Raw genomic sequence first — 20,929 nt, 5'->3', positions numbered from 1 at the left:
CCGGGGTATGCGCCCGGCCCGAACCCCGCTCGGTGCGGCGTCGGGACCCGTTCCGGTGATTCGGGAGAAACCCATTGGTATAGACCAATAGATTCCTCTGTAGGATGCGGAACGTGACCGAGAATCTTGCTTCCCAGATCAGAGTGGACCTGCCCGACGAACTGCGCGCGGACGTCCGGCTGCTGGGCGCCCTGCTCGGCCATGTGCTCGTCGAGTACGGCGGCCAGGGCCTCCTCGACGACGTCGAAAGGCTGCGCCACGCCGTCATCTCCGCCCGGAAGGGTGAGCCCGCCCAGCGGGAGAGGGCGGGTGAGGAGATCGTCTCCTTCGTCGGGGAATGGCCGCTGGAGCGCGCCGAACTCGTCGCCCGCGCCTTCTCCGTCTACTTCCACCTCGCGAACCTCGCCGAAGAGCACCACCGCATCCGCACCCTGCGCGAACGCGACGTCGAGGGCGGCGCGCCGCAGCGCAGCTCCGTCAAGGCAGCCGTCGCCGAACTGGAAGACCCGATCGAGGCCGTCGCGGGCCTGGAGTTCCGCCCGGTGTTCACCGCCCACCCGACCGAGGCGCGCCGCCGCGCCGTCGTCACCTCCCTGACCCGGGTGAGCGGCCTCCTGCACGAGTACAACAGCCCGGCGCGCGGCCACAGCGAGAAGACCGACCTGCGCCGCCGCCTGCGCGAGGAGATCGACCTCCTGTGGCGCACCGCCCAGCGCCGCCACCAGGCGATGGACCCGCTCGACGAGGTCCGCGTCGCCCTCGCCACGTTCGACGAGACGATCTTCCGGGTCGTCCCGTCGATCTACCGCTCGCTCGACATCATCCTCAAGGACCAGGGCCGGGAAGGCGTCGACGAACTCGACACCGCGGGAGCCGAACCGCCCCTCGCGCCCGCCTACGTCCGCTACGGGAGCTGGATCGGCGGCGACCGCGACGGCAACCCCTACGTCACCGCGCAGATCACCCGGCAGGCGCTGAAGATCCAGTCGAAGCACATCCTCATCGCGCTGGAGAACGCCGCCACCCGCATCGGCCGGCAGCTCACCGTCAACCAGAGCACCACGCCCGCGTCGGCCGCCCTGCGCAACGCCATCGCCGCGGCGCGCACCGCCCAGCCCGAGGTCCTCGCCGAACTCGCCGCCCGCTCCCCGGGCGAGCCGCACCGGCAGTACCTGCTGTACGCGGCCGAACGGATCAAGGCCACCCGGGAGCGCAACGCCGACCTCGGCTACCAGGGCCCCGAGCAGCTCCTCGACGACCTCGTCCTCATCCAGGACTCCCTCGCCGAGGTCGGCGCGCCCCGCCAGGCCTACGGCGAGCTCCAGCACCTCATCTGGCAGGTCGAGACGTTCGGCTTCCACCTCGCCGAACTGGAGATCCGCCAGCACTCCGCGGTGCACGAGCGGGCCCTGTCCGAGGTCCGCAAGGGCGGCGCGCTGTCGGCCGAGACCGAAGAGGTCCTCGACACCCTGCGCGTCATGGCCTGGGCGCAGAAGCGGTTCGGCGTGGAGGCCTGCTCCCGCTACATCGTGTCGTTCTCCCGTTCGGCCGCCGACATCGCCGCCGTCTACGAACTCGCCGAGTCCCTCGGCGACGCGGCCCCGACCCTCGACGTCGTCCCGCTCTTCGAGACCGGCGACGACCTCCAGCGCGCCGTGTCCGTGCTCACCGAGGCGATCCGGCTCGTGCCCGTCCAGCGGCGGCTCGGCCAGACCGGGCGGCGGCTGGAGGTCATGCTCGGCTACTCCGACTCGGCCAAGGACATGGGCCCGGCCAGCGCCACCCTGCTCCTGTACGACACGCAGGAGGCCCTCGCCCGCTGGGCGGAGGACAACAACATCACCCTCACCCTCTTCCACGGCCGCGGCGGCTCGCTCGGCCGCGGCGGCGGCCCGGTGAACCGCGCGATCCTCGCCCAGCCGCCCGGCTCCGTCGACGGCAGGTTCAAGGTCACCGAGCAGGGCGAGGTCATCTTCGCCAGGTACGGCCACGCCGACCTCGCCAAGCGGCACGTCGAGCAGGTCACCAACGCGATCCTGCTGGCCTCCACCCCGGAGGTCGAGCGGACCGTCTCCGAGGCCGCCGCCCGGTTCCGGCCGCTGGCCGACCGGATCAGCGACGCCGCCCACAAGGCGTTCCGCGGCCTCGTCGAGACCGAGGGCTTCGCCGAGTGGTTCTCCCGGGTGTCGCCGCTCGCCGAGATCGGCGAGCTGCGCATCGGATCCCGTCCGGCCCGCCGCACCGGCGCCTCGTCCCTGGACGACCTCCGCGCGATCCCGTGGGTCTTCGCCTGGACCCAGACCCGCGTCAACCTCCCGGCCTGGTACGGCCTCGGCTCCGGCCTCGCCGCCGTCGCCGACGACCCCGACCTCCGCGAGGCCTACGCCTCCTGGCCCCTGTTCAACGCGATGATCGACAACGCCGAGATGTCCCTCGCCAAGACCGACCGGGCCATCGCCGTCCGCTACCTGGCCCTGGGCGGCCGGGACGACCTCGCCGAAACCGTCATCTCCGAATACGACCGCACCCTGGAGCTGGTGAAGCGCGTCACCGGCCACCGCCGCCTCCTGGAGAACCGCAAGGTCCTCTCCCGAGCCGTCGAACTCCGCAACCCCTACGTGGACGCCCTCAGCTACCTCCAACTCAGGGCCTTGAAGACCCTCCGCTCCGGCGAAGCCGCTGAAGCCGACCTCACCCGCCTCGAAAACCTCCTCCTCCTCACCGTCAACGGCGTGGCCGCCGGCCTCCAGAACACGGGCTGAGTTCGCCGGCCAGACCTCCGGTCCTAGGGCTGCGGTCTGGCGGTGATCGGGCGCTTTCGCGCCCTGGGCTGCCCCTCGGGTCCTGGGGGGCCTACGGGGCAGCCCAGGGGTGCCCGATCACGTGACCGGCCGCGCCCTCGGCGCTCCCTGGAAACGACCCCGCGCGGGTTGTGCCTGGGGCGTGAGGGCACGTGTCGGGCTGTGGAGCGGGTGGGGCGGGGGCGGGTCAGTTCTGAGGTGAAGGGACGGTGGGGACGGCGGTGGCGGGGTCGTGCCCTGCGGCGACCAGGCGCATGACGAAGCCGGCCACATCCTCCAGTTGGCGGGCATGGTCGAGGCCGCCGAGCACGGCGGGGACGCCGCCGAGGTCGCGGATCAGCTCGGCGGCGAGGTCGAGCGCCTCGGGGTCGTCGCCGCACATCGCCACGGTCCGCTTCGGCTGCCCGGGCGGCGTCGGCGCCAGCCAGCCCGTCCCCGCGAACAGGTGCAGCGCCTTGACCACGCGGCTGCCCACGGCTCGCTCGGCGATGTGCTGGACCGCCGACCCCGTGGTCGGCTTGAGCAGGCCGGAGGCGTAGTCGACCGCGTTGGTGCAGTCGATCACGGCCTTGCCCGCCAATGACCCCGTGTCGGCCTCTGCGAGCGCGAGCACCTGGTCGATCCCCTCCCACGTCACCGCCACGACCACGGCATCGCTCGCCCTGGCCACCCGGGCGGGGGCGACCGCCTCGACTGCGTCGCCGAGCCGCTCGGCGATCGCCTGAGCCTTGTCCTGCGAACGGCCGCCGACCAGGACGCGGTGTCCGCTGCGCGTCCACGCCTCCGCCAGCGCCGAGGCCATTCCGCCGGTGCCCAGAATTCCGATACGCACGTGCTCTCCATTCCTCGAAGGCCTGATGCCCCGCCACGTTAGGAACCCCGGGCCTACCGATCGGTAGGCCCGGATCGGGTAGGAAGGGACGCGTGAACGACGACTGCCCGCCCTTCGCCGCCGACTGCGCGGTGCGCCTGGCCGCCGACCTGATCGCGCACACCTGGGACCCGGTGGTGCTGATGGCGCTGCGCGCGGGCGGACGCCGCAGGATGGACCTTCTGGACGGCATCGCGGGAATCAGCGACAAGGTCCTGACCCAGGCGCTGCACCGTCTGCACGCCAACGGCCTGATCACGCGGATCGCCACACCGGCCGACCGCTCCGTGGCGTATCAGCTGTCCGAGCTGGGCCGCGGCCTCGCCGACGGACCGCTGGCCGCCCTCGGCCAGTGGTCGATCGAGCACGCCGATCAGATCCTCGCCGCCCAGGAGCGCCACGCCCCCCGCATCGGTGACCGGGCGGCGGCCGGTTGATTGCACGAACAAGGGTTCGGGCCTACCGGCGGTCCGGGCGTTCGTCCCGGCGGTAGGCCGTCGGCCCGCACGACACTCGCCCGCCCGATCGGACCGCGCACGGTCATGATCGCGCTCGCCGGTCCGGGGAGGGCGCCGGTCGTGCCGGACGATGCGGTCCGCGTCACTCGATGAGACGTGGCCGACACTGCGCAGCTTCGGCGGGTGAGGTTGGATGGGGCTATGGGTGTCTACTCCGATCTTGACCGGCCGCCGCTCAGCGAGCGGGCGCTGAACCGGGCGTTGGCCCGGGAAGGCTCGTTCTGGCGGGAGATCCGGGTGCTTGAAGAGACCGGGTCGACCAATGCCGACGCGGCGGAGCTGGCGCGGGAGGGCGCGCGTGAGGGCGTCGCGGTGGTGGCGGAGGTACAGAGCGCGGGGCGGGGCAGGCTCGGGCGGGGGTGGGCGGCGCCGCCGCGGTCCGGGCTGATGTTCTCGGTCGTGCTGCGGCCCGGGGCGCGGGTGCCCGCCGCGCGGATCGGGTGGATTCCGCTGCTCACCGGGGTGGCCGTGGCGACGGCCGTGCGGTCGGTGACCGCGCGGGCGCTGGGCGGGGAGACGGGCGAGGCCACCGGCGAGACGCTCGTCGAGGCGGGCCTGAAGTGGCCGAACGACGTGCTGGTCGGCGATCGGAAGCTGGCCGGGATCCTCGCCGAGAAGGCCGATGACGCGGTCGTCGTCGGGGTCGGGCTGAACGTGTCGCTGCGGGCCGAGGAACTGCCCGTGCCGACCGCGACGTCCCTGCTGCTGGAGGACGCCGCCGTCACCGACCGGGAGACCGTGCTGAAGGCGATCCTGCGCGAACTCGCCCTGCGCTTCACCGAGTGGAGGGCCGCCGACGGCGACCCCGACGGCAGCGGCCTGCGCGCCGCCTACCGGGACCTCTGCGTCACCCTGGGCCGCGACATCCGCATCGAGCTGCCCGGCGGGACCGCCGAGACGGGCCGCGCCAAGGACGTCGACGCCGAGGGCAGGCTCGTCGTGGAGACCGCCCAAGGGGACCGCCCGTACAGCGCGGGCGATGTGGTCCACGTCCGGAATCCGAGACCCGCGGGACACTAGTGACCGCCATCACATAGCCTGTTCGTCGCATTGGGGCTGATCAGCCGCGAGATCGGGGAGTGACGGGGAAATGTCCGGGCAAGAGCGGGAGGTGCGGGAGCTCGAAGAGCTCCTGCTCGGCGGTGAACTGAAGTTCACGCGCGAGGACGCCGTCCGTGAGACAGGCGTGCCGGCCGAGTTCACCGAGCGGCTGTGGCGCTCGTTCGGCTTCGCGAGCCCCGGCGACGGCGTCCCGGCCTTCACCGAGGGCGATCTGAACGCGCTGCGGCGGATCAAGGGCCTGCTGGAGCGGGGGAGCCTCGGCGACCGCACGGAGGAGCTGGTCCTCGGGCAGGCCCGCGCGTTCGGCCAGACGATGGCGCGGCTCGCCGAGTGGCAGAGCGGCCTTCTGCGCGGGGCGGGCCTCGACTCGTCGATCCTGAACGAGCAGTTCCTCGGCCATCTCGAACCGCTGCTGCTGCACGCCTGGCGCCGTCAGCTCGCCGCGGCGGGGGCGCGGGCCCTGGCGTCGATGTCGGAGGACGGCGACGAGACGGCCCGGTCGGTCGCGGTCGGGTTCGCCGACATGGTGTCGTTCACCGCGATGAGCAAGGAGCTGAACGAGTTCGAGCTGGGCAGGGTCGTCGAGCGGTTCGAGACGACCGCGGCCGACATCGTCGCCGCCCACGGCGCCCGGTTGATCAAGACACTGGGCGACGAGGTCCTCTATGCGGCGGATTCGGCGGCGACCGGCGTGGAGATCGGCATCGACATCTCCGAGGCGGTCCAGCGCGAGACCGAGGTGCCCGACGTCCGGGTCGGCATGGCCTACGGGCCGGTCCTGCCGCTCATGGGCGACATCTTCGGGACCACGGTGAACCTCGCGTCCCGGCTCACCTCGATCGCGCGGCCGGGCTCGCTCGTCGCCGACGAGGGGCTGGCGAAGGAGCTCCAGGGAGATTCTTCCTATGAATTGGTCCGGATCGTGCGTAGACCGGTGCGTGGCCTGGGGATCATCCAGCCATACGTGGTGCGCAGGTCCACACCGCGATGACAAACTTGAGGACATACGGAGTTTGTTATCCGTTCACCTTCAAGGGGGATGATTCATCATCATGGCTGCGAATCCAGGACAAATCCCTCACGGTGACTATCTTCCCGAAGACAGGTTCCTGGATCGCGAAGAGAGCTGGCTGAGGTTCAACCAGCGCGTCCTGGAACTCGCCGAGGACCCCGACCTCCCGCTGCTGGAACGCGTCAGGTTCCTGTCCATCTTCGCCACCAACCTCGACGAGTTCTTCATGGTCCGTGTCGCGGGCCTCATGCGCCGCATGGCCACCGGCCTCGCCGTGCGCTCGGCCTCGGGCAGGCAGCCCCGCGAGGTCCTGGAGCGCACCGCCGTCGTCGCGCACGAGCTGATGCTGCGGCACGCCGCCCTGTTCCGCGGCGACATCCTGCCCGCCCTCGCCAAGCAGGGCATCGAGATCCTGCGCTGGGACGAGCTTGCGGACACCGAGCGCGAGAACCTGAGCCGGATGTTCCGCGAGCGGATCTACCCGGTGCTCACCCCCCTCGTCGTCGACTCCGCGCACCCGTTCCCCTACATCTCGGGCCTCTCCCTGAACCTCGCCGTGGTCGTCCGCGACCCCGAGACCGAGGCCCGGCTGTTCGCCCGCGTCAAGGTGCCCGAGGTCCTTCCGCGCCTCCTGGAGGCCTCCCCAGACAGGTTCACGCCCCTGGAGGACGTGATCGCGGCGCACCTGACGCAGCTGTTCAACGGGATGGAGATCGTCGAGCGGCACGCCTTCCGCGTCACCCGCAACCAGGACCTCGAAGTCGACGAGGACATCACCGAGGACCTCCTGCAGGCCCTGGAGAAGGAGCTCCTGCGGCGCCGCTTCGGCCCGCCCGTCCGGCTGGAGGTGGAGGAGAACATCTCCGCCGAGGTCCTTGACCTGCTCACCGAGGAGCTCGGCGTCAGCGAACGGCAGGTCTACCGGGTCCCCGGCCCGCTCGACCTCGGCGGCCTCAGTGTCATCGCCGATCTGGACCGCTCCGAGCTGAAGTACCCGACGTTCGTGCCGTCCAAGGCGGCGCTGCCCAGCGAGGGCACCATCTTCTCCGCGCTGCGCGAGCGCGACGTGATCGTGCACCACCCCTACGACTCCTTCACCACGAGCGTCCAGCGGCTCATCGAGGAGGCCGCCGACGACCCCCGGGTCCTGGCGATCAAGCAGACCCTCTACCGGACGTCCGGCGACTCGCCCATCGTCGACGCGCTCATCAGCGCCGCCGACCAGGGCAAGCAGGTCGTGGTCATCGTGGAGATCAAGGCGAGGTTCGACGAGTCGGCGAACATCGAGTGGGCGCGCAAGCTGGAGCAGGCCGGCTGCCACGTCGTCTACGGCTTCGTCGGCCTGAAGACGCACTGCAAGCTCGCCCTGGTCGTCCGGCAGGAGCCCGACGGGAGCCTGCGCCGGTACTGCCACATCGGCACGGGCAACTACCACCCGAAGACCGCGCGGCTGTATGAGGACCTCGGCCTGCTCACCGCCGACCCGGAGGTCGCCGAGGACGTCACCGAGCTGTTCAACCACCTGACCGGCTACTCGCGCAAGGTCAGCTACCGCCAGCTCCTCGTCGCGCCGAACACGCTGCGCAGCGGGCTCGTCCTGCGGATCGAGCGGGAGATCGGGCACCACCGGGCGGGCCGTCCTGCGCACATCAGGTTCAAGTGCAACAGCGTGGTGGACGAGGTGGTGATCGACGCGCTCTACCGGGCGTCCCAGGCGGGTGTGCCGGTGGACGTGTGGGTGCGCGGCATCTGCGCGCTGCGCCCCGGCGTGCCGGGCCTTTCGGACAACATCCGGGTGCACAGCGTCCTCGGCCGCTTCCTGGAGCACTCGCGCGTCTTCGCCTTCGAGTGCGGCGGCAACCCCGAGCTGTGGTTCGGCAGCGCCGACCTCATGCACCGCAACCTCGACCGCCGCGTCGAGGCGATGGTCCGCGTCAACGACCCAGGCCACCGCGACGAGCTGATCCGCTTCCTCGCCAAGGGCATGGACGACGGCACCGCGTCCTGGCGGCTGGAAGGAAACGGAGACTGGACCCGGTACAAGGGCGCCCCCGACAACCCGGCCACCGACATCCAGACCAGCCTCATGCGGAGCAGGCGCTGGAGGACCGTGGATGGCGGCTGACCCGGCCGTCCGGACGGCGTCGGCGGTCCGCGCGGCGGGCGCGGTGCTGTGGCGGGAGGACCGCGGAGGCCTGGAGGTCGCCCTGGTCCACCGCCCCCGGTACGACGACTGGAGCTTCCCCAAGGGCAAGGCCAAGCAGCACGAGCACCTCCTGCGGACCGCCGTCCGGGAGGTCGCCGAGGAGACGGGAGTGACGGCCCGGCTCGGCGCGCCCCTCGCCTCGGCCCACTACACGGTGAACGGCCGCGCCAAACGGGTCGACTACTGGGCCGCGGAGGTGGCCGCCGAAGCCGTCTTCAGGCCGGACCACGAGGTGGACGAGCTGCTGTGGGCGCCCGTCCCCGTCGCGTTCGGGCTGCTCACCCACGAGCACGACGCGTCCCTGCTGCGCGAGTTCGTCTCCCGCCCCCGGCACACCCGTCCCGTCATCGTGCTGCGGCACGCCTGGGCGGGCGAGAAGCGCTTCTGGCACGGCAGCGACCTTTTGCGCCCCCTGGACGCCCGGGGCCGCTGGGAGTCCACCGCCCTCACCACCATGCTGGCCGCCTACGCCCCCGGCCGCATCGTCTCCTCGGGCGCGGCCCGCTGCGTCGAGACGGTCCTGGACTACGCCGCCGCGCGCGCCCTGCCCGTCACCACCGAGCCGGCCTTCACCGTGCACGCCGCGAGCTGCGCCGACCCGGCCGAGCGCTTCGCCGCCCTCGTCGCCGACAGCCCCGACGGCCTCCTGCTGTGCGCCCACGGCGAGACCCTCCCCGCCCTGATCGGCGCGCTCCCGGGGGTGCGGCCGGAGCCCGCCACGCTGCGCAAGTCGGCCTTCTGGGTGTTCCACATGGACGCCGCCCACTCCCCGCAGGCGACCGAACACCACACCCCGCACCTGCCCTGACCGGTGGCGCTTCGCGTGTCCGCTCGTCGAAGGGCAGGTCCCGAGTCCACGGTGCCCCTCCGCAGGAGCCGCATGACGCTTCCGGCCGCACCGCGGCCGGTGAGCCGGACGAGAAGCCCAAGACGGCGCGCCCGGTGGTCGTCGGCGACGGGGGAGGCGGGCTCGCCCGTGCGCGGAACCGGTGCACCGTGGGATTCCGGCTCGGCGGGAGTGCTGCGCACGCGGGATTCCGGCCGAGCTGGCACGGTGGCCGCCGACGCGACGGGCCGACCGCCCGCAGCCGCCCGAGGCGGAGCGCCGACCCTGGGGCGGCTCCGCAGCAGCGTCCACAGCGCGTGTCCGAGCCGGTCGAGGGTCTCCCCGGTGGCCCACGCATCACGCCCGTCGACGTGGACGAGCGCCTGCCACACGCCGGTGGCCTTGCCCCACCAGATGCTCACGGCCTCGGGGAACGACCGGCGCAGATCGGCGACGGTGACGGATCGCTCCAGATTAGGGAGACTGCTTCGATTGCCGCGGCTTCGGTCTCGATCGTGGCGGAGCTGAGGAACCGCGAGCTCCGGTGACGCGTCGAGGTCGGTAAACCATTGGCCGAAGTGGCCGAGGCCAGCATATCCGTTCTCGAAGGACAGTATCGCGGTCGGCATGTGGCGATCGGTCCTGTCGGCCTTGAGTCATGTGAACCGGAGTCGGTCCGCCCCTTCGATCCGGGCGATCACCTCTTGACCGGGCATGAGCACCAGTTCTTGTCTTCGTTTCGATGGTGTAGGCACCGGAACTCCACTCATCGGAAGAAGGAGGAGAACGTTTACCTGCGGAGCCAGGTGGCGAGCGGAGGTGTGCGGCGCAATTCCGTGATCGGATTCGGACCGAGGCCGCGATGTTTTCGGACGTGCGAAAGGCGGGCCGTGCCGCCGCGGCACCGCTGGTGAAGGCGGCCTGCCTGACCGCCTATACCGCGGGTGGCATTGTCGCGTTTCTCGTGTTGGTCTCGGCGGTGAGCGTCAAGGTTGCACGGGAAGGCCCTGGTCAACATACTGTTTGACCAGGGCCTAGATGTTGCGGACGAGGGATCTGAAGATCGTCCGCGGATCAGCAGCTGGGGCAGGGGTCTCCGGTGCACTGGCTGGAAATGGTGTTGCAGCAGAAGGTGCCGGTCGAGGTCTGGGACTTGATGTAACCGCCCGTGCAGTCCACGATGTACTTGTAATACACCTTTCGCGGCCACGCTCCGTTGCAGTAGCCGTTCCACTCCCAGCCGTACTCCGTGCAGTTGCCAGTCGCCTCGGCGTGCGACTTGGGCACGACCGCTGCCAAGAGACTGTCGGCCCATTTGGTGATGATACGCATTAGCTTCCCTTCGCTAAGCCATCTACCCCGATATAGATCAACATCCTGGATTCGTTACACTGAAGCGTCAATGTGATACACGTCACATAGAGAATTCTGCCAAGTCATCTATTTCCGAGTGATCTGCAGGAGTCACCCGCATCGCGATCGCCGGCGACAAACGACTCTTGACGATGCGCCAACCGCTCTGGGAGTATCGCGCGGTACTCGACGTTACCGGGTCTATGGATGGGGTTCCGCTGATACAGGAGCAGATAGGCTTATGCAAGTAGCGTTTGTCGACTGGGTCCGCGGCCTCCTCCTCGCCATTCTCGCTGTTGCGATTATCGGCAAAGTCGGTGGTGGCACGGAGTTCGCCTCGTCATTGCATCGAATGAAGCTTGTCTCTCAACGTTTGGCTGGGCCCGTAGCGGTGTCGATCGCAGTCACTGAGGCCGCCATATGTCTCATGGCTCTCGTCCCGCATCGAGGTGTCCTGGTGCTGGACATGCTCCTCGCGGCAGCATGCTTCGGGGCGTTTTCGGTCGGCCTATTGCTCGTGTTCCGGAGAAAGAACAGCACGCCGTGTCGCTGCTTCGGAGCCTCCGACAAGCCTGTGTCCCTTCTTCATGTGAACCGAAACCTGGCGTTGACGCTGATCTCGATTGCCGGAGCGTTGACGGTGTCGCAGCTCAACCAAGAAGTTCACTTCGTCAACAACTGGGTTGCGCTCGGCGCAGGGGTCTTCTCGGGCATCGTGGTCACACGGCTCGACGACATCATAGATCTGTTCAGCTGAATCTTCTTCTCAGTAGCCAGAGAAAGCGAGACTACTCATGGAAATTGTAGGTGGCGTACTCGCGCTGACCGTGGTGGCGGTATGTCTGAATCTCCTGCTGACGTTCGGAGTCATCAGAAGGCTCCGAGAGCACACTACGACTATAGATGGCCTAACGCTGAAGAATGTTCCGATTCCGTCAGATGAAATAAGGGAGGGTGAGAAAGTGGGAAGCTTCACCGCCCTCGCCGCAGATGGAACGACGGTGACTCACGATTATTTCGATGGAGAGGTGACTGTCGGGTTCTTCAGCCCGGATTGCAGTTCATGCAAGGACAAGGTCAATGATTTTGTGGATTACGCAGAGCGAGCCGGCTCGGACAATCCGCCGAGAATCCTGGCGGTTGTCATCGAAGGCAGAGAATCCTCTGTAGAATTCGTGGAGAAGATGTCGTCGGTAGGCACGGTCGTTATTGAGAAGCAATCGGGACCGATCAGCGCTGCTTTCAGAGTGGACTCGACGCCGACTTGGTTCAGGGCGACCCCGGATGCCGAAGGTCAGCTCACCGTCACGGAGATCCGCCCTGAGTTCAGGTCCCTCACGTAGCCGGATTCTCTCCGATCTTAGGCGGTCGTGAAGTGCGCCAGATAATTTCGGCATTCTCGCTTCTACTCAGGTCCTCACCTTACAAACTAGCCATCTACTTCTTCTGCACGGTTATCGCGGGAGTATTCCCGATAATTTCGGCATGGCTGACCAAGCTGATCTTCGATCGCCTTGCCTCTGGCCAGGGAGGAACGTCGGTACTCCTCCTTGGGGCAGCACTAGGATTTGTCGGGCTGATCGCTGCGATAATCCCGCTCGTCGGGGCGCATTTCTCGAATGATTTGGGTCGCGATGCTGGACTGCGGGCCTCCGACGAACTATTCGAGTCAATTAACAAGTTCATCGGACTGTTGCGATTCGAGAGTCCCGAGTTCCTCAACCAACTGAGGCTGGCACAGCAGGCGGCCAATAGCGCTCCGCTTCAGATCGTCATCTCGCTCTTGGGGGTCATCCGGGTAGTGATCACAGCGGTCGGCTTCATCGCCATACTGGCCCCGATCAGTTGGTGGATGACTCTGATTGTCATTCTTAGCGGGCTGCCAATGCTGGTCTCGGAGCTCCTGATGTCTCGTCGGCGGATCAATCTGTACTGGAAGATCGGTCCCACTGAGCGTCGAGAGGCCTTCTACAGCGAACTTCTCGCCAGGGTCGAATCGGCAAAGGAAGTTCGCCTGTTCGGTCTCGGTGGGTTCTTTCGCGAGAGAATGAGCGCAGAAAGAAGAGCCGCCAATCGGGAGACGCGTGCAGTAGACGTTTCTGAGTTCGGCATCCAGGCCGGCCTTTCCCTGATCACCTCTGCTCTTTGGGTCGTGGGCCTGATATGGGCGATAGGCGCTGCCAGGGACGGCTCGATCTCGATCGGCGATGTGACGCTCTTTGTATCGGCGGTGGCCAGCGTTCAGGGGGCGCTCCTCGGGCTGGTCGGCGATATTGGAATTTGCCATCATTCATTGCTTCTGTTCGACCAGTACCTGGCAGTACGTAACGCAAAGCCGGATCTACCTCTGGCGGCCACCCCGAAGAAGCTGGGTGCGCTGCATGACAAGATCGAATTTCGAGATGTTTGGTTTCGCTACTCAGAGGAGCATCCCTGGGTTCTCCAGGGAGTGAACCTGACCATCGACCATGGCGAGACTGTTGCATTGGTGGGTCTCAACGGCGCAGGAAAGTCGACGCTGGTCAGCATGCTCTGTCGCTTCTACGATCCTTCGAAGGGATCGATTCTATGGGATGGGACAGACATTCGCGACGCCGATGTCGATGAGCTGAGGAGCCGGGTCGGAGCGGTATTTCAGGACTACATGGAGTACGATCTCACGGCCTACGAGAACATCGCTCTGGGCGATCTCAATCATTTCGAGAATTCCGATCGGGTCGGCACCGCAGCAGAAAAATCCGGGATCAGCCAAAAGATCCAATCCCTCCCCCGCGGCTACGACACCCTACTGACACGGATGTTCCTCGATGAAACAGAGAGCGAACATTCCGAAAGAGGTGTGATCCTTTCTGGGGGGCAATGGCAGCGGATGGCTCTTGCGAGGTCGTTCATGCGGACAGACAGGGACCTGATGATCCTTGACGAACCCTCCTCGGGCCTCGATGCTCAGGCTGAGCACGAGATCCATAGTTCTCTCCGGGAGATGCGAGATCGACAGACCAGCCTCCTGATCTCGCATCGCCTCAGCACAATCAGAGATGCCGACAAAATCGTGGTTCTCGCAGCCGGCTTGGTTATCGAGAGCGGAACACACCGGAGCCTCATGTTGAAGAGCGGAGAGTATGCCAGGCTCTTCAAACTCCAGGCCTCAGGGTACGAGATGGATAGCGACGAGATTTCCGCATGAAGCTCAGGTCGACTCGTTATGAGAAGATCATCAAGGTATGCGGATGCATCGGGATCTCAGGTTTGGCCGTCAAATACATTTCGAGTCTCATCTCGAAAAGATTCGTCATCATCAATATTATCGGTGACAGCATGTCGCCATCGTTCTGCGACGGCGACATGGTGCTCTTCAGGCGCTGCGGCGACTTTGGCCTGGGTGACGTAGTCATCGTGCATCATCCCGGAAACACTCGGGACGAAACGGCGTCGAATGATTCGCTCCGCATCAAGGAAAGCGAACCGTTGATCGTGAAAAGGGTGGCCGGAATAGGGAAACGGGTGGACGGTGCGCCGGCGACTCGCGGCCACACAGATGAGATTCCGCCCGGAAAGGTGATATTGCTCGGCGATAACGCCGATGGAAGCATCGATTCAAGACATTACGGTCCTTTCCGGGCCAGCGACATCGCTGGTGTCGCCTTGTACAAGCTCTCGATCGGTCGATCGAACCGGACAGACCTGCCTCCAGGTCCTCGCGGCTGACCGAGGTGACCAGCCCGATCCGCTCCAGATACGCGGCGAGCTCGGCCGGGCTGCAGGTCGAAAACGCCGTGACGCCACCGGAGGCCGGGCTGATACGGGGCTCCCGCGCCTGCCCGCCTAGATCAAATAGCCCGGCGACGTTCGGAGGCGTGCCACTAGCTGAGGACGGGCAGGACCGTCGCCTGGGCGGTGGCGTAGGCGTCCTCGATCCCGGCGAGGGCGGCTTCGGCCTCGCAGCGTTCGCGGCCGTAGAGGGCGCCCAGGACGAAGGCCTGGTCGAGGGAGTCGGGGGTGGCGGAGGTGGGGCGGCGCTCGCGCAGGAACTCCTGGGCCAGGACGCCGTCCTGGAAGCGGCCCAGGACCTCCTGGAGCGCCTTGGCGGCCTTGGAGACGGTCTTGGCGTCCTTGCCGAGCGCCTCCCTGGCCGCGTCCGCCGTGTACCGGGCACGCTTGGCCTTCTTGCGCACCTCGTGCCGGGCCTCGTCGGCGAGTTCGGGGGTCTCGGCGGCCGCGATGCCCGCGTGCGCCCGCTGGACGCCGCGCCAGGCCCGGCGCATCAGCCGGGGCAGCTCCGACTCCGCCGGGCGCACCGCGCGCGGCGTGAACGGCGGGGCCGTCAGCAGGTGGTCGAGGGAGTTCAGCAGGGCGAAGTACCGCTCGCCGGACAGCGCGGTGCGGATCGTGTCGTAGCCGGCCTGCTCGCGTTCCTTCAGCTCGGCGAGCCAGCCCGGCTCGGCGTCCGGCGCGGCCGGCAGCTCGGCGATGCGGGAGGAGAACCGCTCGTGCAGCACCTCGGCGTCGCGGACCTCGGCCAGCACCTCGGCGAGCCAGCGCAGCTCCGGCTGGAGCGGATCGGTCAGCTCGCGGTCGAGCAGCGGCCGGGAACTGGCCAGCACGCTGCGCAGCCGCCGCGACGCGACCCGCATCTTGTGCACCGCGTCGAACTCCTCAAGGCGCACCTTGGGGTCGTAGGCGAGGAGTTCGTCGACCTGGGAGGTGATGTGCCGCATGACGGCGTCGCCTGCCCTGTCGCCGTCCCACGTGGGCGGCTTGGTGATCGCCGGGGCGAGCAGCCTGCCGAGTTTGGAGGAACTGGCCGAGCGCCGCGCGCCCGCCTTGAGCAGCTGCTTGCCGACGTCGCCGAGGAGCTTCGCCGATCCGGAGACGAGTTCGATCTCGATCTCCCGCCACGCCGACGATCCGGGCGCCCCCGCGACGGTGCCGGTGACGTGGTCGTCGGCCAGTTCGGCGAGCACCTCGCCGGAGGAGGAGTGCAGATCGCGGGTGGTGCGGACCGTGGTGAGGGTCGCGACGGGCTTCAGCTCGCCGCCGCGCGCGTAGGCGGTGACGAGGGAGGCGAGCTCCTCGGGGAGGTCGTCCTGCAAGGGGGCCCGGAACTCGCGCTTGGCGTCGGGCCCCGCCGGCAGTTTCAGGTGCCAGCCCGCGTCATGGCCGCCGGTGCGGCGGCGGAGGGTGACCTTGCGGGCGGCGAGCCGCAGCTCGTCGGTGTCGTAGTAGACGGCTTCCAGCTCGTGGACCTCGGGCGGGCCCGCGGTGACGGGACCGCCGAGCTCCGGCAGCACGAAATCGGCCTCGGCGTCGAACTTGAGCTCGATCTCCAGGTGCTGCGCCATGCCCGGCACCCCTTCCTTCGGCCGTCCGCGTGAATCTTCAGGATGTCACGCGGACATAACGTTCGGGAAGGGCGCGCCGACCGGTGCAGTCGCTGCGGCTCAGTGGCCGTTGTCGTCGGTGAAACGCTGGATGTAGAGCGGTTCGCCGAGCTTGTTGAGCAGCTCCAGCTCGGTCTCCAGGTAGTCGACGTGGCCTTCTTCGTCCTCGAGGATGTGCTCGAAGATCCGGGCGGAGGTCACATCACCCTTGGCGCGCATCGTCTCGATGCCGCCGCGCAGCCGGACGATCGCCTCCATCTCGACGGTGAGGTCGGCTTCCAGCTGCTCCTTGATCGTCTGGCCGATCCGGAGCGGGTTGAGCTTCTGGTAGTTCGGGAGCGCTTCGAGGAAGAGCAGCCGGTCGGTGAGGACCTCGGCGTGCTTCATCTCGTCGATCGACTCGTCCCTGGTGTGCTTGGCCAGGTACTTCAGGCCCCAGTTCTCCTGCATCTTGGCGTGCAGGAAGTACTGGTTGATGGCCGTGAGTTCCGCGGTGAGCTGCTCGTTCAGCAGTGCGATGACTTCCTTGTCGCCTTCCATGGGGACATCCAAGCATGAAGTCAGCACAGCACAAAGTGCCCGATCGCGTGTCTGCGAGCGGGCTCAAGGCTCATCGCGGCCTTGCCGGGGGTCAGGCTGCCGGGTTCCTCACCTCCCTGACGGGCCGTCCGAACCGCCGCTGAGCAGCGGGGACGCCGGGGAGCTCGGGCCGGGGGGCGGGCTCGGCGGAAGCCGGGGCCCGGGTGTGCCGACCGGCGTGCTCGGCCGCGATGGGCGCCTCCGCCTCCGGGACCGCGTGCAGGGTCGCGGGGCCGCCGGTGATCGCGTCCATCAGCTCGTTCGCGGTCTTCCACTCGCTGAGCATCGCGGTGATGCGCTTGGTGCAGGTGCCGCATCCCGGCTTCATGCCGCAGCCGTCCTTGACCTGCCGGGTGCTCTGCGCGCCGGAGGCGAGGCACGTGTGAACGGCATCCTCGGTCACCGCGTTGCAGACGCACACGTACATGGGGCTGGTTCCTTCGGCCGGGGTGGGCAGGGGGCCCGGAAGGCCCGCCTCGGGGGCTGTGGCCCCTCGGTGGTCCAACCGGTTAGGTTAGGCACCCCTAAGTTACCCCAGATGGGGTCCGCCTGACCAGTCCGGGGCAAGGAGAAATTTCCGGAGTCCGCCGCTCCGCGCCTGCTCAGGGCCTCGCCCTGTCCTGTCACCGGCCTGTTCGAGGGTGCTCGCACGAGGGGCCGGGGGGCCGTCAGCGCCTGTAGGTAAGGCGTTCGCGTACTTGCGCGAGGGCCTCGTCGGCGTCGTCGTAGGCGCGCGAGATCAGCACCCACAGGGCCAGTGCGACGAGGGACGCAGAGACGAACGGGAGTGCGAGGTCCGACGGGTGGCGGGTCCACCGGCCGCTGACCGGCTCGCTCGTCACGGGGAGGCCGACACTCTGCGTGACGATCCAGGCGATGACCGTCAGCACCCCGTTGACGAGCGCGTACCACCAGATCCGGGCCCGCCGCTCGGCCATGAAGCCGACCACGCCGGCGAAGTCGATCACGCAGCTCAGCAGCAGGAAGACTCCGACATATCCCCCGAGGTGAAAGCCTTCGGGGAGGGTGAGGAAGTGGATGCCGGCGGTGAGGAAGAACAGTCCGGCTCCGGAGCCGCGAGCGATGTCGGGTGACGGCCGCACCATCCGCGACATGGCCGGTTGCCTCCGCAATTGAGCTGACTTGTCGTACTTGAGTTTGTACTATGAGTAGTAAACCGCAGGTCAAGCCTGTGTCCCATGCCAGGAAACGTTCATGAACGGTCCTACGATCGGTCCATGACCTCAGTACTGCTCGCCGAGGACGACACGTCCATCTCCGAGCCTCTCGCCCGTGCGTTGCGCCGCGAGGGCTACAGCGTCGAAGTGAGTCCCGACGGCCCCCAGGCCCTGGAACGGGCTCTGGGCGGGGGCGTCGACCTCATCGTGCTCGACCTCGGCCTGCCCGAGCTGGACGGCCTGGAGGTGGCCCGCCGCGTCCGCTCCGAAGGCCACGGGGTGCCCATCCTGATCCTCACCGCCCGCGCGGACGAGGTCGACACCGTCGTCGGCCTCGACGCCGGCGCCGACGACTACGTCACCAAGCCGTTCCGGCTCGCCGAACTGCTCGCCCGTGTTCGCGCCCTGCTGCGCCGCGGCAGCACCGAGACACCGATAGTGCAGGGCGTGCGCATCGACGCCGAGTCCCGCCGCGCCTGGATGGGCGAGAACGAGCTCCAGCTCACCACCAAGGAGTTCGATCTCCTGCGCGTGCTGGTGCGCGACGCGGGCAAGGTCGTCACCCGCGAGCAGATCATGCGCGAGGTCTGGGACACCAACTGGTGGGGCTCCACCAAGACGCTCGACATGCACATCTCCTGGCTGCGCCGCAAACTGGGAGACGACGCCGCGAGCCCCCGGTACATCACCACGGTCCGCGGGGTCGGCTTCCGGTTCGAGCGGGGGGACTGACGACGCACGGTCGGAGGCACCCGGCGGACCTGTCCGCCGCGGCGCGGCCCGGCCGGGGGAGGAAGCGATGAGGCGCCGGATCCTGCTGTCGACGCTCGGCGTGGCGGTGACGGCGATCCTGTTGCTCGGGATCCCGCTGGCCTGGGTCGTCAGCAAACTGATCTACGACGACGCCAAGCAGAGCCTGACCATCACCGCGGCGGGACTGATCAAGGAGGTCGAGGTCCCGCTCGGCAAAGGTGAACGGCCGGATCCCGGGCAGATAGCCCGGGCCTATCCGAGGCTGTACATCGAGATCAGGCTGCCCGACGGCTCCACCGAGACGGCGGGCAAGGCGCTCCCGGGCGAGACGATGAGCGCCACGAGCATGACCGACGACATCACCGTCACCGTCCACCGTTCGTACGCCGAGGTCAGGGACGAGGTGCTGCGCCAGCTCCTGCTGATAGCCAGCCTCATCCTGCTGGGCGTCGCGATCGCGACGGTGATGGCGATCCTGCTGGCCAGACGGCTGACCCTGCCGCTGGTCGATCTCGTGGAGACCGCGGAAAGGCTCGGCACCGGCAACGCGCGGCCGCGCCGCCGCAGGTACGGCATTCCCGAGGTGGACACCGTCGCCGAGGTGCTGGACAACAGCGCCGTCCGCATCGCGGACCTCCTGGCGTCGAGCCGCGAGTTCGCCTCGGACGCCAGCCACCAGCTCCGCACGCCGCTCACCGCGCTGACGATGCGGCTGGAGGAGATGGTCGAGGCCGCCGACTACCCGGACGTCGTCCGCGAGGAGGGCCAGGCGGCCCTGGCGCAGGCCGAGCGCCTGGTCGCGGTGGTCGAGCAGCTCCTCGCCCGCGCCAAGCACGACAGGACGGGCCAGGCCGTGCCGACGGCCATCGATCTCGTGATCGAGCAGCAGACCGAGGAGTGGCGGCCGATCTTCGCCCGCGAGGGCAGGGCGATCCACCTGGAGGGGGACGCCGACCTCGTGTCCGTGGTGACGCCGAGCTGCCTGTCGCAGATCCTCGCGACGCTGCTGGACAACTCCCTCATGCACGGCTCGGGAACCGTCACCCTCACCACCCGGCTGACGCGTCAGAACGTCGTCGTGGAAGTGGGCGACGAGGGGCCGGGGGTGGCGCCGGAACTCGCCAAGAAGATCTTCGAGCGGAGCGTCAGCGGGGCCGGGGGCACCGGGCTCGGGCTCTACCTCGCGAGGTCGCTGGCCGCGGTCGACGGCGGCAGGCTGGAACTCGTCCAGGCCCGCCCCGCCGTCTTCGCGTTCTTCATGCGGCGGCGGGAGGAGGCCCGCCTGGCGCACGAGAGGGTCGTCAGCGGCCCGGTCTGACCGGGGCCGCGTACCCCAGGGGAGCCCCAGAAGGCTCCTGGACGGGCTGCGCGGCCAAGTCGGCGGCGGGTACCACGACCGCCGTCTCCGGGGCCGGGGTGAAGACCCAGCGCCGGTAGGACCAGAACCGGAAGATCGTCGCCGCCCCCGTGCCGAGGATCATGGCCACGTTGTCGGCGATCTTGCCGTTGAAACCGAGCCCGTAGTGGCTCGCCACGATGAACAGCTGCGTGATCACCAGGCCGACGCCGTTCAGCCCGAAGAACAGCAGGTACTCGCGGCGCAGCCCGCTGCGCTCGCGGTGCTGGAACGTCCAGTGCCGGTTCGCGAAGTACGAGAACGTCGTCGCGATCACCGTCGCGACCGTGATCGACGTGACCGGGCCGATCTCCAGATGCCGCAGCAGGTTGAACAGCAGCGTCGTGATGACGAACGCGATCGCGCCGACGCTGCCGAACTTGGCGAACTCGCGTGCGATGGCGCGCAGCCACCCCCGCAACGTTCCGGTGATCCCGCGGATGCTCACGAACTGTCAATCCTTCCGGTGCGGAGCCCGCCCCCCGTCGTCCGGGGAGGGACCGGTCAGAGGCTGTCGCGCAGCTTCGCGCCCTTCGCCTTCGCCTGACCGTAGAGATCCTGCTGGAACTCCAGCATCTTTGTCTGGAGTTCGGCGTCGCCGGTGGACAGTATCCGAACCGCCAGCAGTCCCGCATTCCGTGCGGCGCCCACGGCGACGGTCGCGACGGGCACGCCCGCGGGCATCTGGACGATCGACAGGAGCGAGTCCATGCCGTCCAGGTACTTGAGCGGGACCGGCACGCCGATCACCGGGAGCGGGGTCACGCTGGCGAGCATGCCCGGCAGGTGGGCCGCGCCGCCCGCCCCGGCGATGATCACCTTGATGCCCCGGGCGGCCGCCTCGGTGCCGTACTCGATCATGTCGAGCGGCATCCGGTGCGCCGAGACGACATCGGCCTCGAACGGCACCCCGAACTCCGTCAGGGCGTCGGCCGCGGCCTTCATCACGGGCCAGTCCGAGTCGCTGCCCATGACCACCCCGACCAGGGGCTG

The 20,929-nt window shown here is 68.2% G+C and carries 20 protein-coding genes; 12 read left to right on the top strand and 8 right to left on the bottom strand.

Annotated elements, in window-relative coordinates:
• The first annotated feature begins 113 nt into the window (after nucleotides 1–113).
• Nucleotides 114–2,762 (top strand): phosphoenolpyruvate carboxylase, encoded by a 2,649-nt coding sequence (locus tag ACYVOM_RS26445; RefSeq protein WP_460306208.1) that lies wholly within the window; start codon nucleotides 114–116, stop codon nucleotides 2,760–2,762.
• A 226-nt stretch (nucleotides 2,763–2,988) separates the two neighbouring features.
• Here ACYVOM_RS26445 and ACYVOM_RS26440 read toward each other — a convergent pair whose 3' ends face one another.
• Nucleotides 2,989–3,633 (bottom strand): NADPH-dependent F420 reductase, encoded by a 645-nt coding sequence (locus ACYVOM_RS26440; protein WP_460306207.1) that lies wholly within the window; start codon nucleotides 3,631–3,633, stop codon nucleotides 2,989–2,991.
• A gap of 92 nt (nucleotides 3,634–3,725) precedes the next feature.
• Here ACYVOM_RS26440 and ACYVOM_RS26435 point away from each other — a divergent pair, with 92 nt between their 5' ends.
• The 5 genes from ACYVOM_RS26435 to ACYVOM_RS26415 all read left to right on the top strand — a co-directional run bounded on the left by ACYVOM_RS26435 (nucleotide 3,726) and on the right by ACYVOM_RS26415 (nucleotide 9,278).
• Nucleotides 3,726–4,109, top strand: coding sequence for a winged helix-turn-helix transcriptional regulator (locus ACYVOM_RS26435; RefSeq protein ID WP_460306206.1), 384 nt, complete (start codon nucleotides 3,726–3,728; stop codon nucleotides 4,107–4,109).
• Nucleotides 4,110–4,331: 222 nt separating this feature from the next.
• Complete coding sequence (locus tag ACYVOM_RS26430; protein WP_460306205.1) at nucleotides 4,332–5,210, top strand: biotin--[acetyl-CoA-carboxylase] ligase; 879 nt, start codon at nucleotides 4,332–4,334, stop codon at nucleotides 5,208–5,210.
• A 70-nt stretch (nucleotides 5,211–5,280) separates the two neighbouring features.
• Nucleotides 5,281–6,243, top strand: a complete 963-nt coding sequence (locus tag ACYVOM_RS26425) for an adenylate/guanylate cyclase domain-containing protein (RefSeq protein ID WP_460306204.1) — start codon at nucleotides 5,281–5,283, stop codon at nucleotides 6,241–6,243.
• Between the two features lie 61 nt (nucleotides 6,244–6,304).
• Nucleotides 6,305–8,389, top strand: a complete 2,085-nt coding sequence (locus ACYVOM_RS26420) for an RNA degradosome polyphosphate kinase (RefSeq protein ID WP_460306203.1) — start codon at nucleotides 6,305–6,307, stop codon at nucleotides 8,387–8,389.
• Nucleotides 8,379–9,278: an NUDIX hydrolase gene (locus ACYVOM_RS26415; RefSeq protein ID WP_460306202.1), complete on the top strand. Its 900-nt coding sequence runs from the start codon at nucleotides 8,379–8,381 to the stop codon at nucleotides 9,276–9,278. Before ACYVOM_RS26420 ends, ACYVOM_RS26415 begins: the two co-directional genes overlap by 11 nt.
• A 1,092-nt stretch (nucleotides 9,279–10,370) precedes the next feature.
• Here ACYVOM_RS26415 and ACYVOM_RS26410 read toward each other — a convergent pair.
• Entirely contained in the window at nucleotides 10,371–10,583 is a 213-nt protein-coding gene (locus tag ACYVOM_RS26410; RefSeq protein WP_460306201.1) for a hypothetical protein, read from the bottom strand.
• Between the two features lie 307 nt (nucleotides 10,584–10,890).
• On the opposite strand from ACYVOM_RS26410, the gene ACYVOM_RS26405 reads away from it, so the two are divergent.
• From ACYVOM_RS26405 to lepB, 4 genes are read left to right on the top strand one after another with little or no spacing between them, the layout of a single operon-like run.
• Complete coding sequence (locus ACYVOM_RS26405) at nucleotides 10,891–11,406, top strand: MauE/DoxX family redox-associated membrane protein (RefSeq protein WP_460306200.1); 516 nt, start codon at nucleotides 10,891–10,893, stop codon at nucleotides 11,404–11,406.
• Between the two features lie 37 nt (nucleotides 11,407–11,443).
• Nucleotides 11,444–11,992 carry a redoxin domain-containing protein gene (locus ACYVOM_RS26400; protein ID WP_460306199.1) on the top strand — a complete coding sequence of 183 codons (549 nt, stop codon included), beginning with the start codon at nucleotides 11,444–11,446 and terminating at the stop codon, nucleotides 11,990–11,992.
• Nucleotides 11,993–12,024: 32 nt separating this feature from the next.
• Entirely contained in the window at nucleotides 12,025–13,836 is a 1,812-nt protein-coding gene (locus ACYVOM_RS26395; protein WP_460306198.1) for an ABC transporter ATP-binding protein, read from the top strand.
• A complete protein-coding gene (lepB, locus tag ACYVOM_RS26390; protein ID WP_460306197.1) occupies nucleotides 13,833–14,357 on the top strand; it encodes a signal peptidase I in 525 nt (174 codons plus the stop codon). Before ACYVOM_RS26395 ends, lepB begins: the two co-directional genes overlap by 4 nt.
• Before the next feature lie 155 nt (nucleotides 14,358–14,512).
• Here the strand turns inward: lepB and ACYVOM_RS26385 are convergent, their stop codons facing one another.
• From ACYVOM_RS26385 to ACYVOM_RS26370, 4 genes are all read right to left on the bottom strand, one after another.
• Nucleotides 14,513–15,991 (bottom strand): CYTH and CHAD domain-containing protein, encoded by a 1,479-nt coding sequence (locus tag ACYVOM_RS26385; protein ID WP_460306196.1) that lies wholly within the window; start codon nucleotides 15,989–15,991, stop codon nucleotides 14,513–14,515.
• 99 nt (nucleotides 15,992–16,090) lie between these two features.
• Complete coding sequence (gene bfr / locus ACYVOM_RS26380; RefSeq protein ID WP_460306195.1) at nucleotides 16,091–16,570, bottom strand: bacterioferritin; 480 nt, start codon at nucleotides 16,568–16,570, stop codon at nucleotides 16,091–16,093.
• A gap of 91 nt (nucleotides 16,571–16,661) precedes the next feature.
• Complete coding sequence (locus ACYVOM_RS26375; protein ID WP_460306194.1) at nucleotides 16,662–17,114, bottom strand: (2Fe-2S)-binding protein; 453 nt, start codon at nucleotides 17,112–17,114, stop codon at nucleotides 16,662–16,664.
• 163 nt (nucleotides 17,115–17,277) lie between these two features.
• A complete protein-coding gene (locus ACYVOM_RS26370; protein WP_460306193.1) occupies nucleotides 17,278–17,724 on the bottom strand; it encodes a hypothetical protein in 447 nt (148 codons plus the stop codon).
• Nucleotides 17,725–17,847: 123 nt separating this feature from the next.
• Between ACYVOM_RS26370 and ACYVOM_RS26365 the strand changes: the two genes are divergently transcribed.
• Together ACYVOM_RS26365 and ACYVOM_RS26360 are read left to right on the top strand one after the other, a co-directional pair.
• Entirely contained in the window at nucleotides 17,848–18,519 is a 672-nt protein-coding gene (locus ACYVOM_RS26365; RefSeq protein WP_230620116.1) for a response regulator transcription factor, read from the top strand.
• A gap of 67 nt (nucleotides 18,520–18,586) precedes the next feature.
• Nucleotides 18,587–19,858, top strand: coding sequence for a sensor histidine kinase (locus tag ACYVOM_RS26360; RefSeq protein ID WP_460306192.1), 1,272 nt, complete (start codon nucleotides 18,587–18,589; stop codon nucleotides 19,856–19,858).
• On the opposite strand, the gene ACYVOM_RS26355 is transcribed toward ACYVOM_RS26360, so the two are convergent.
• Both ACYVOM_RS26355 and purE read right to left on the bottom strand, forming a co-directional pair.
• Nucleotides 19,842–20,384, bottom strand: coding sequence for a GtrA family protein (locus ACYVOM_RS26355; protein WP_460306191.1), 543 nt, complete (start codon nucleotides 20,382–20,384; stop codon nucleotides 19,842–19,844). The genes ACYVOM_RS26360 and ACYVOM_RS26355 overlap by 17 nt on opposite strands.
• Before the next feature lie 56 nt (nucleotides 20,385–20,440).
• Nucleotides 20,441–20,908 (bottom strand): 5-(carboxyamino)imidazole ribonucleotide mutase, encoded by a 468-nt coding sequence (gene purE / locus ACYVOM_RS26350; RefSeq protein WP_460306331.1) that lies wholly within the window; start codon nucleotides 20,906–20,908, stop codon nucleotides 20,441–20,443.
• Nucleotides 20,909–20,929: the final 21 nt, after the last annotated feature.

It is taken from the genome of Actinocorallia aurea (assembly GCF_054783995.1).
The sequence above is the reverse complement of the archived record's forward strand: the minus strand, read 5'-3'. Positions and strand labels throughout refer to the sequence as shown.

Excerpts from the sequence above, each read along its gene's own strand:
- ACYVOM_RS26400 (WP_460306199.1), top strand. The coding sequence starts at position 11,444 with ATGGAAATTGTAGGTGGCGTACTCGCGCTGACCGTGGTGGCGGTATGT.
- ACYVOM_RS26420 (WP_460306203.1), top strand. The coding sequence starts at position 6,305 with ATGGCTGCGAATCCAGGACAAATCCCTCACGGTGACTATCTTCCCGAA.
- ACYVOM_RS26385 (WP_460306196.1), bottom strand. The coding sequence starts at position 15,991 with ATGGCGCAGCACCTGGAGATCGAGCTCAAGTTCGACGCCGAGGCCGAT.
- lepB (WP_460306197.1), top strand. The coding sequence starts at position 13,833 with ATGAAGCTCAGGTCGACTCGTTATGAGAAGATCATCAAGGTATGCGGA.
- ACYVOM_RS26370 (WP_460306193.1), bottom strand. The coding sequence starts at position 17,724 with ATGTCGCGGATGGTGCGGCCGTCACCCGACATCGCTCGCGGCTCCGGA.
- ACYVOM_RS26430 (WP_460306205.1), top strand. The coding sequence starts at position 4,332 with ATGGGTGTCTACTCCGATCTTGACCGGCCGCCGCTCAGCGAGCGGGCG.
- ACYVOM_RS26405 (WP_460306200.1), top strand. The coding sequence starts at position 10,891 with ATGCAAGTAGCGTTTGTCGACTGGGTCCGCGGCCTCCTCCTCGCCATT.
- bfr (WP_460306195.1), bottom strand. The coding sequence starts at position 16,570 with ATGGAAGGCGACAAGGAAGTCATCGCACTGCTGAACGAGCAGCTCACC.
- ACYVOM_RS26425 (WP_460306204.1), top strand. The coding sequence starts at position 5,281 with ATGTCCGGGCAAGAGCGGGAGGTGCGGGAGCTCGAAGAGCTCCTGCTC.
- ACYVOM_RS26360 (WP_460306192.1), top strand. The coding sequence starts at position 18,587 with ATGAGGCGCCGGATCCTGCTGTCGACGCTCGGCGTGGCGGTGACGGCG.
- ACYVOM_RS26365 (WP_230620116.1), top strand. The coding sequence starts at position 17,848 with ATGACCTCAGTACTGCTCGCCGAGGACGACACGTCCATCTCCGAGCCT.
- purE (WP_460306331.1), bottom strand. The coding sequence starts at position 20,908 with ATGGGCAGCGACTCGGACTGGCCCGTGATGAAGGCCGCGGCCGACGCC.
- ACYVOM_RS26415 (WP_460306202.1), top strand. The coding sequence starts at position 8,379 with ATGGCGGCTGACCCGGCCGTCCGGACGGCGTCGGCGGTCCGCGCGGCG.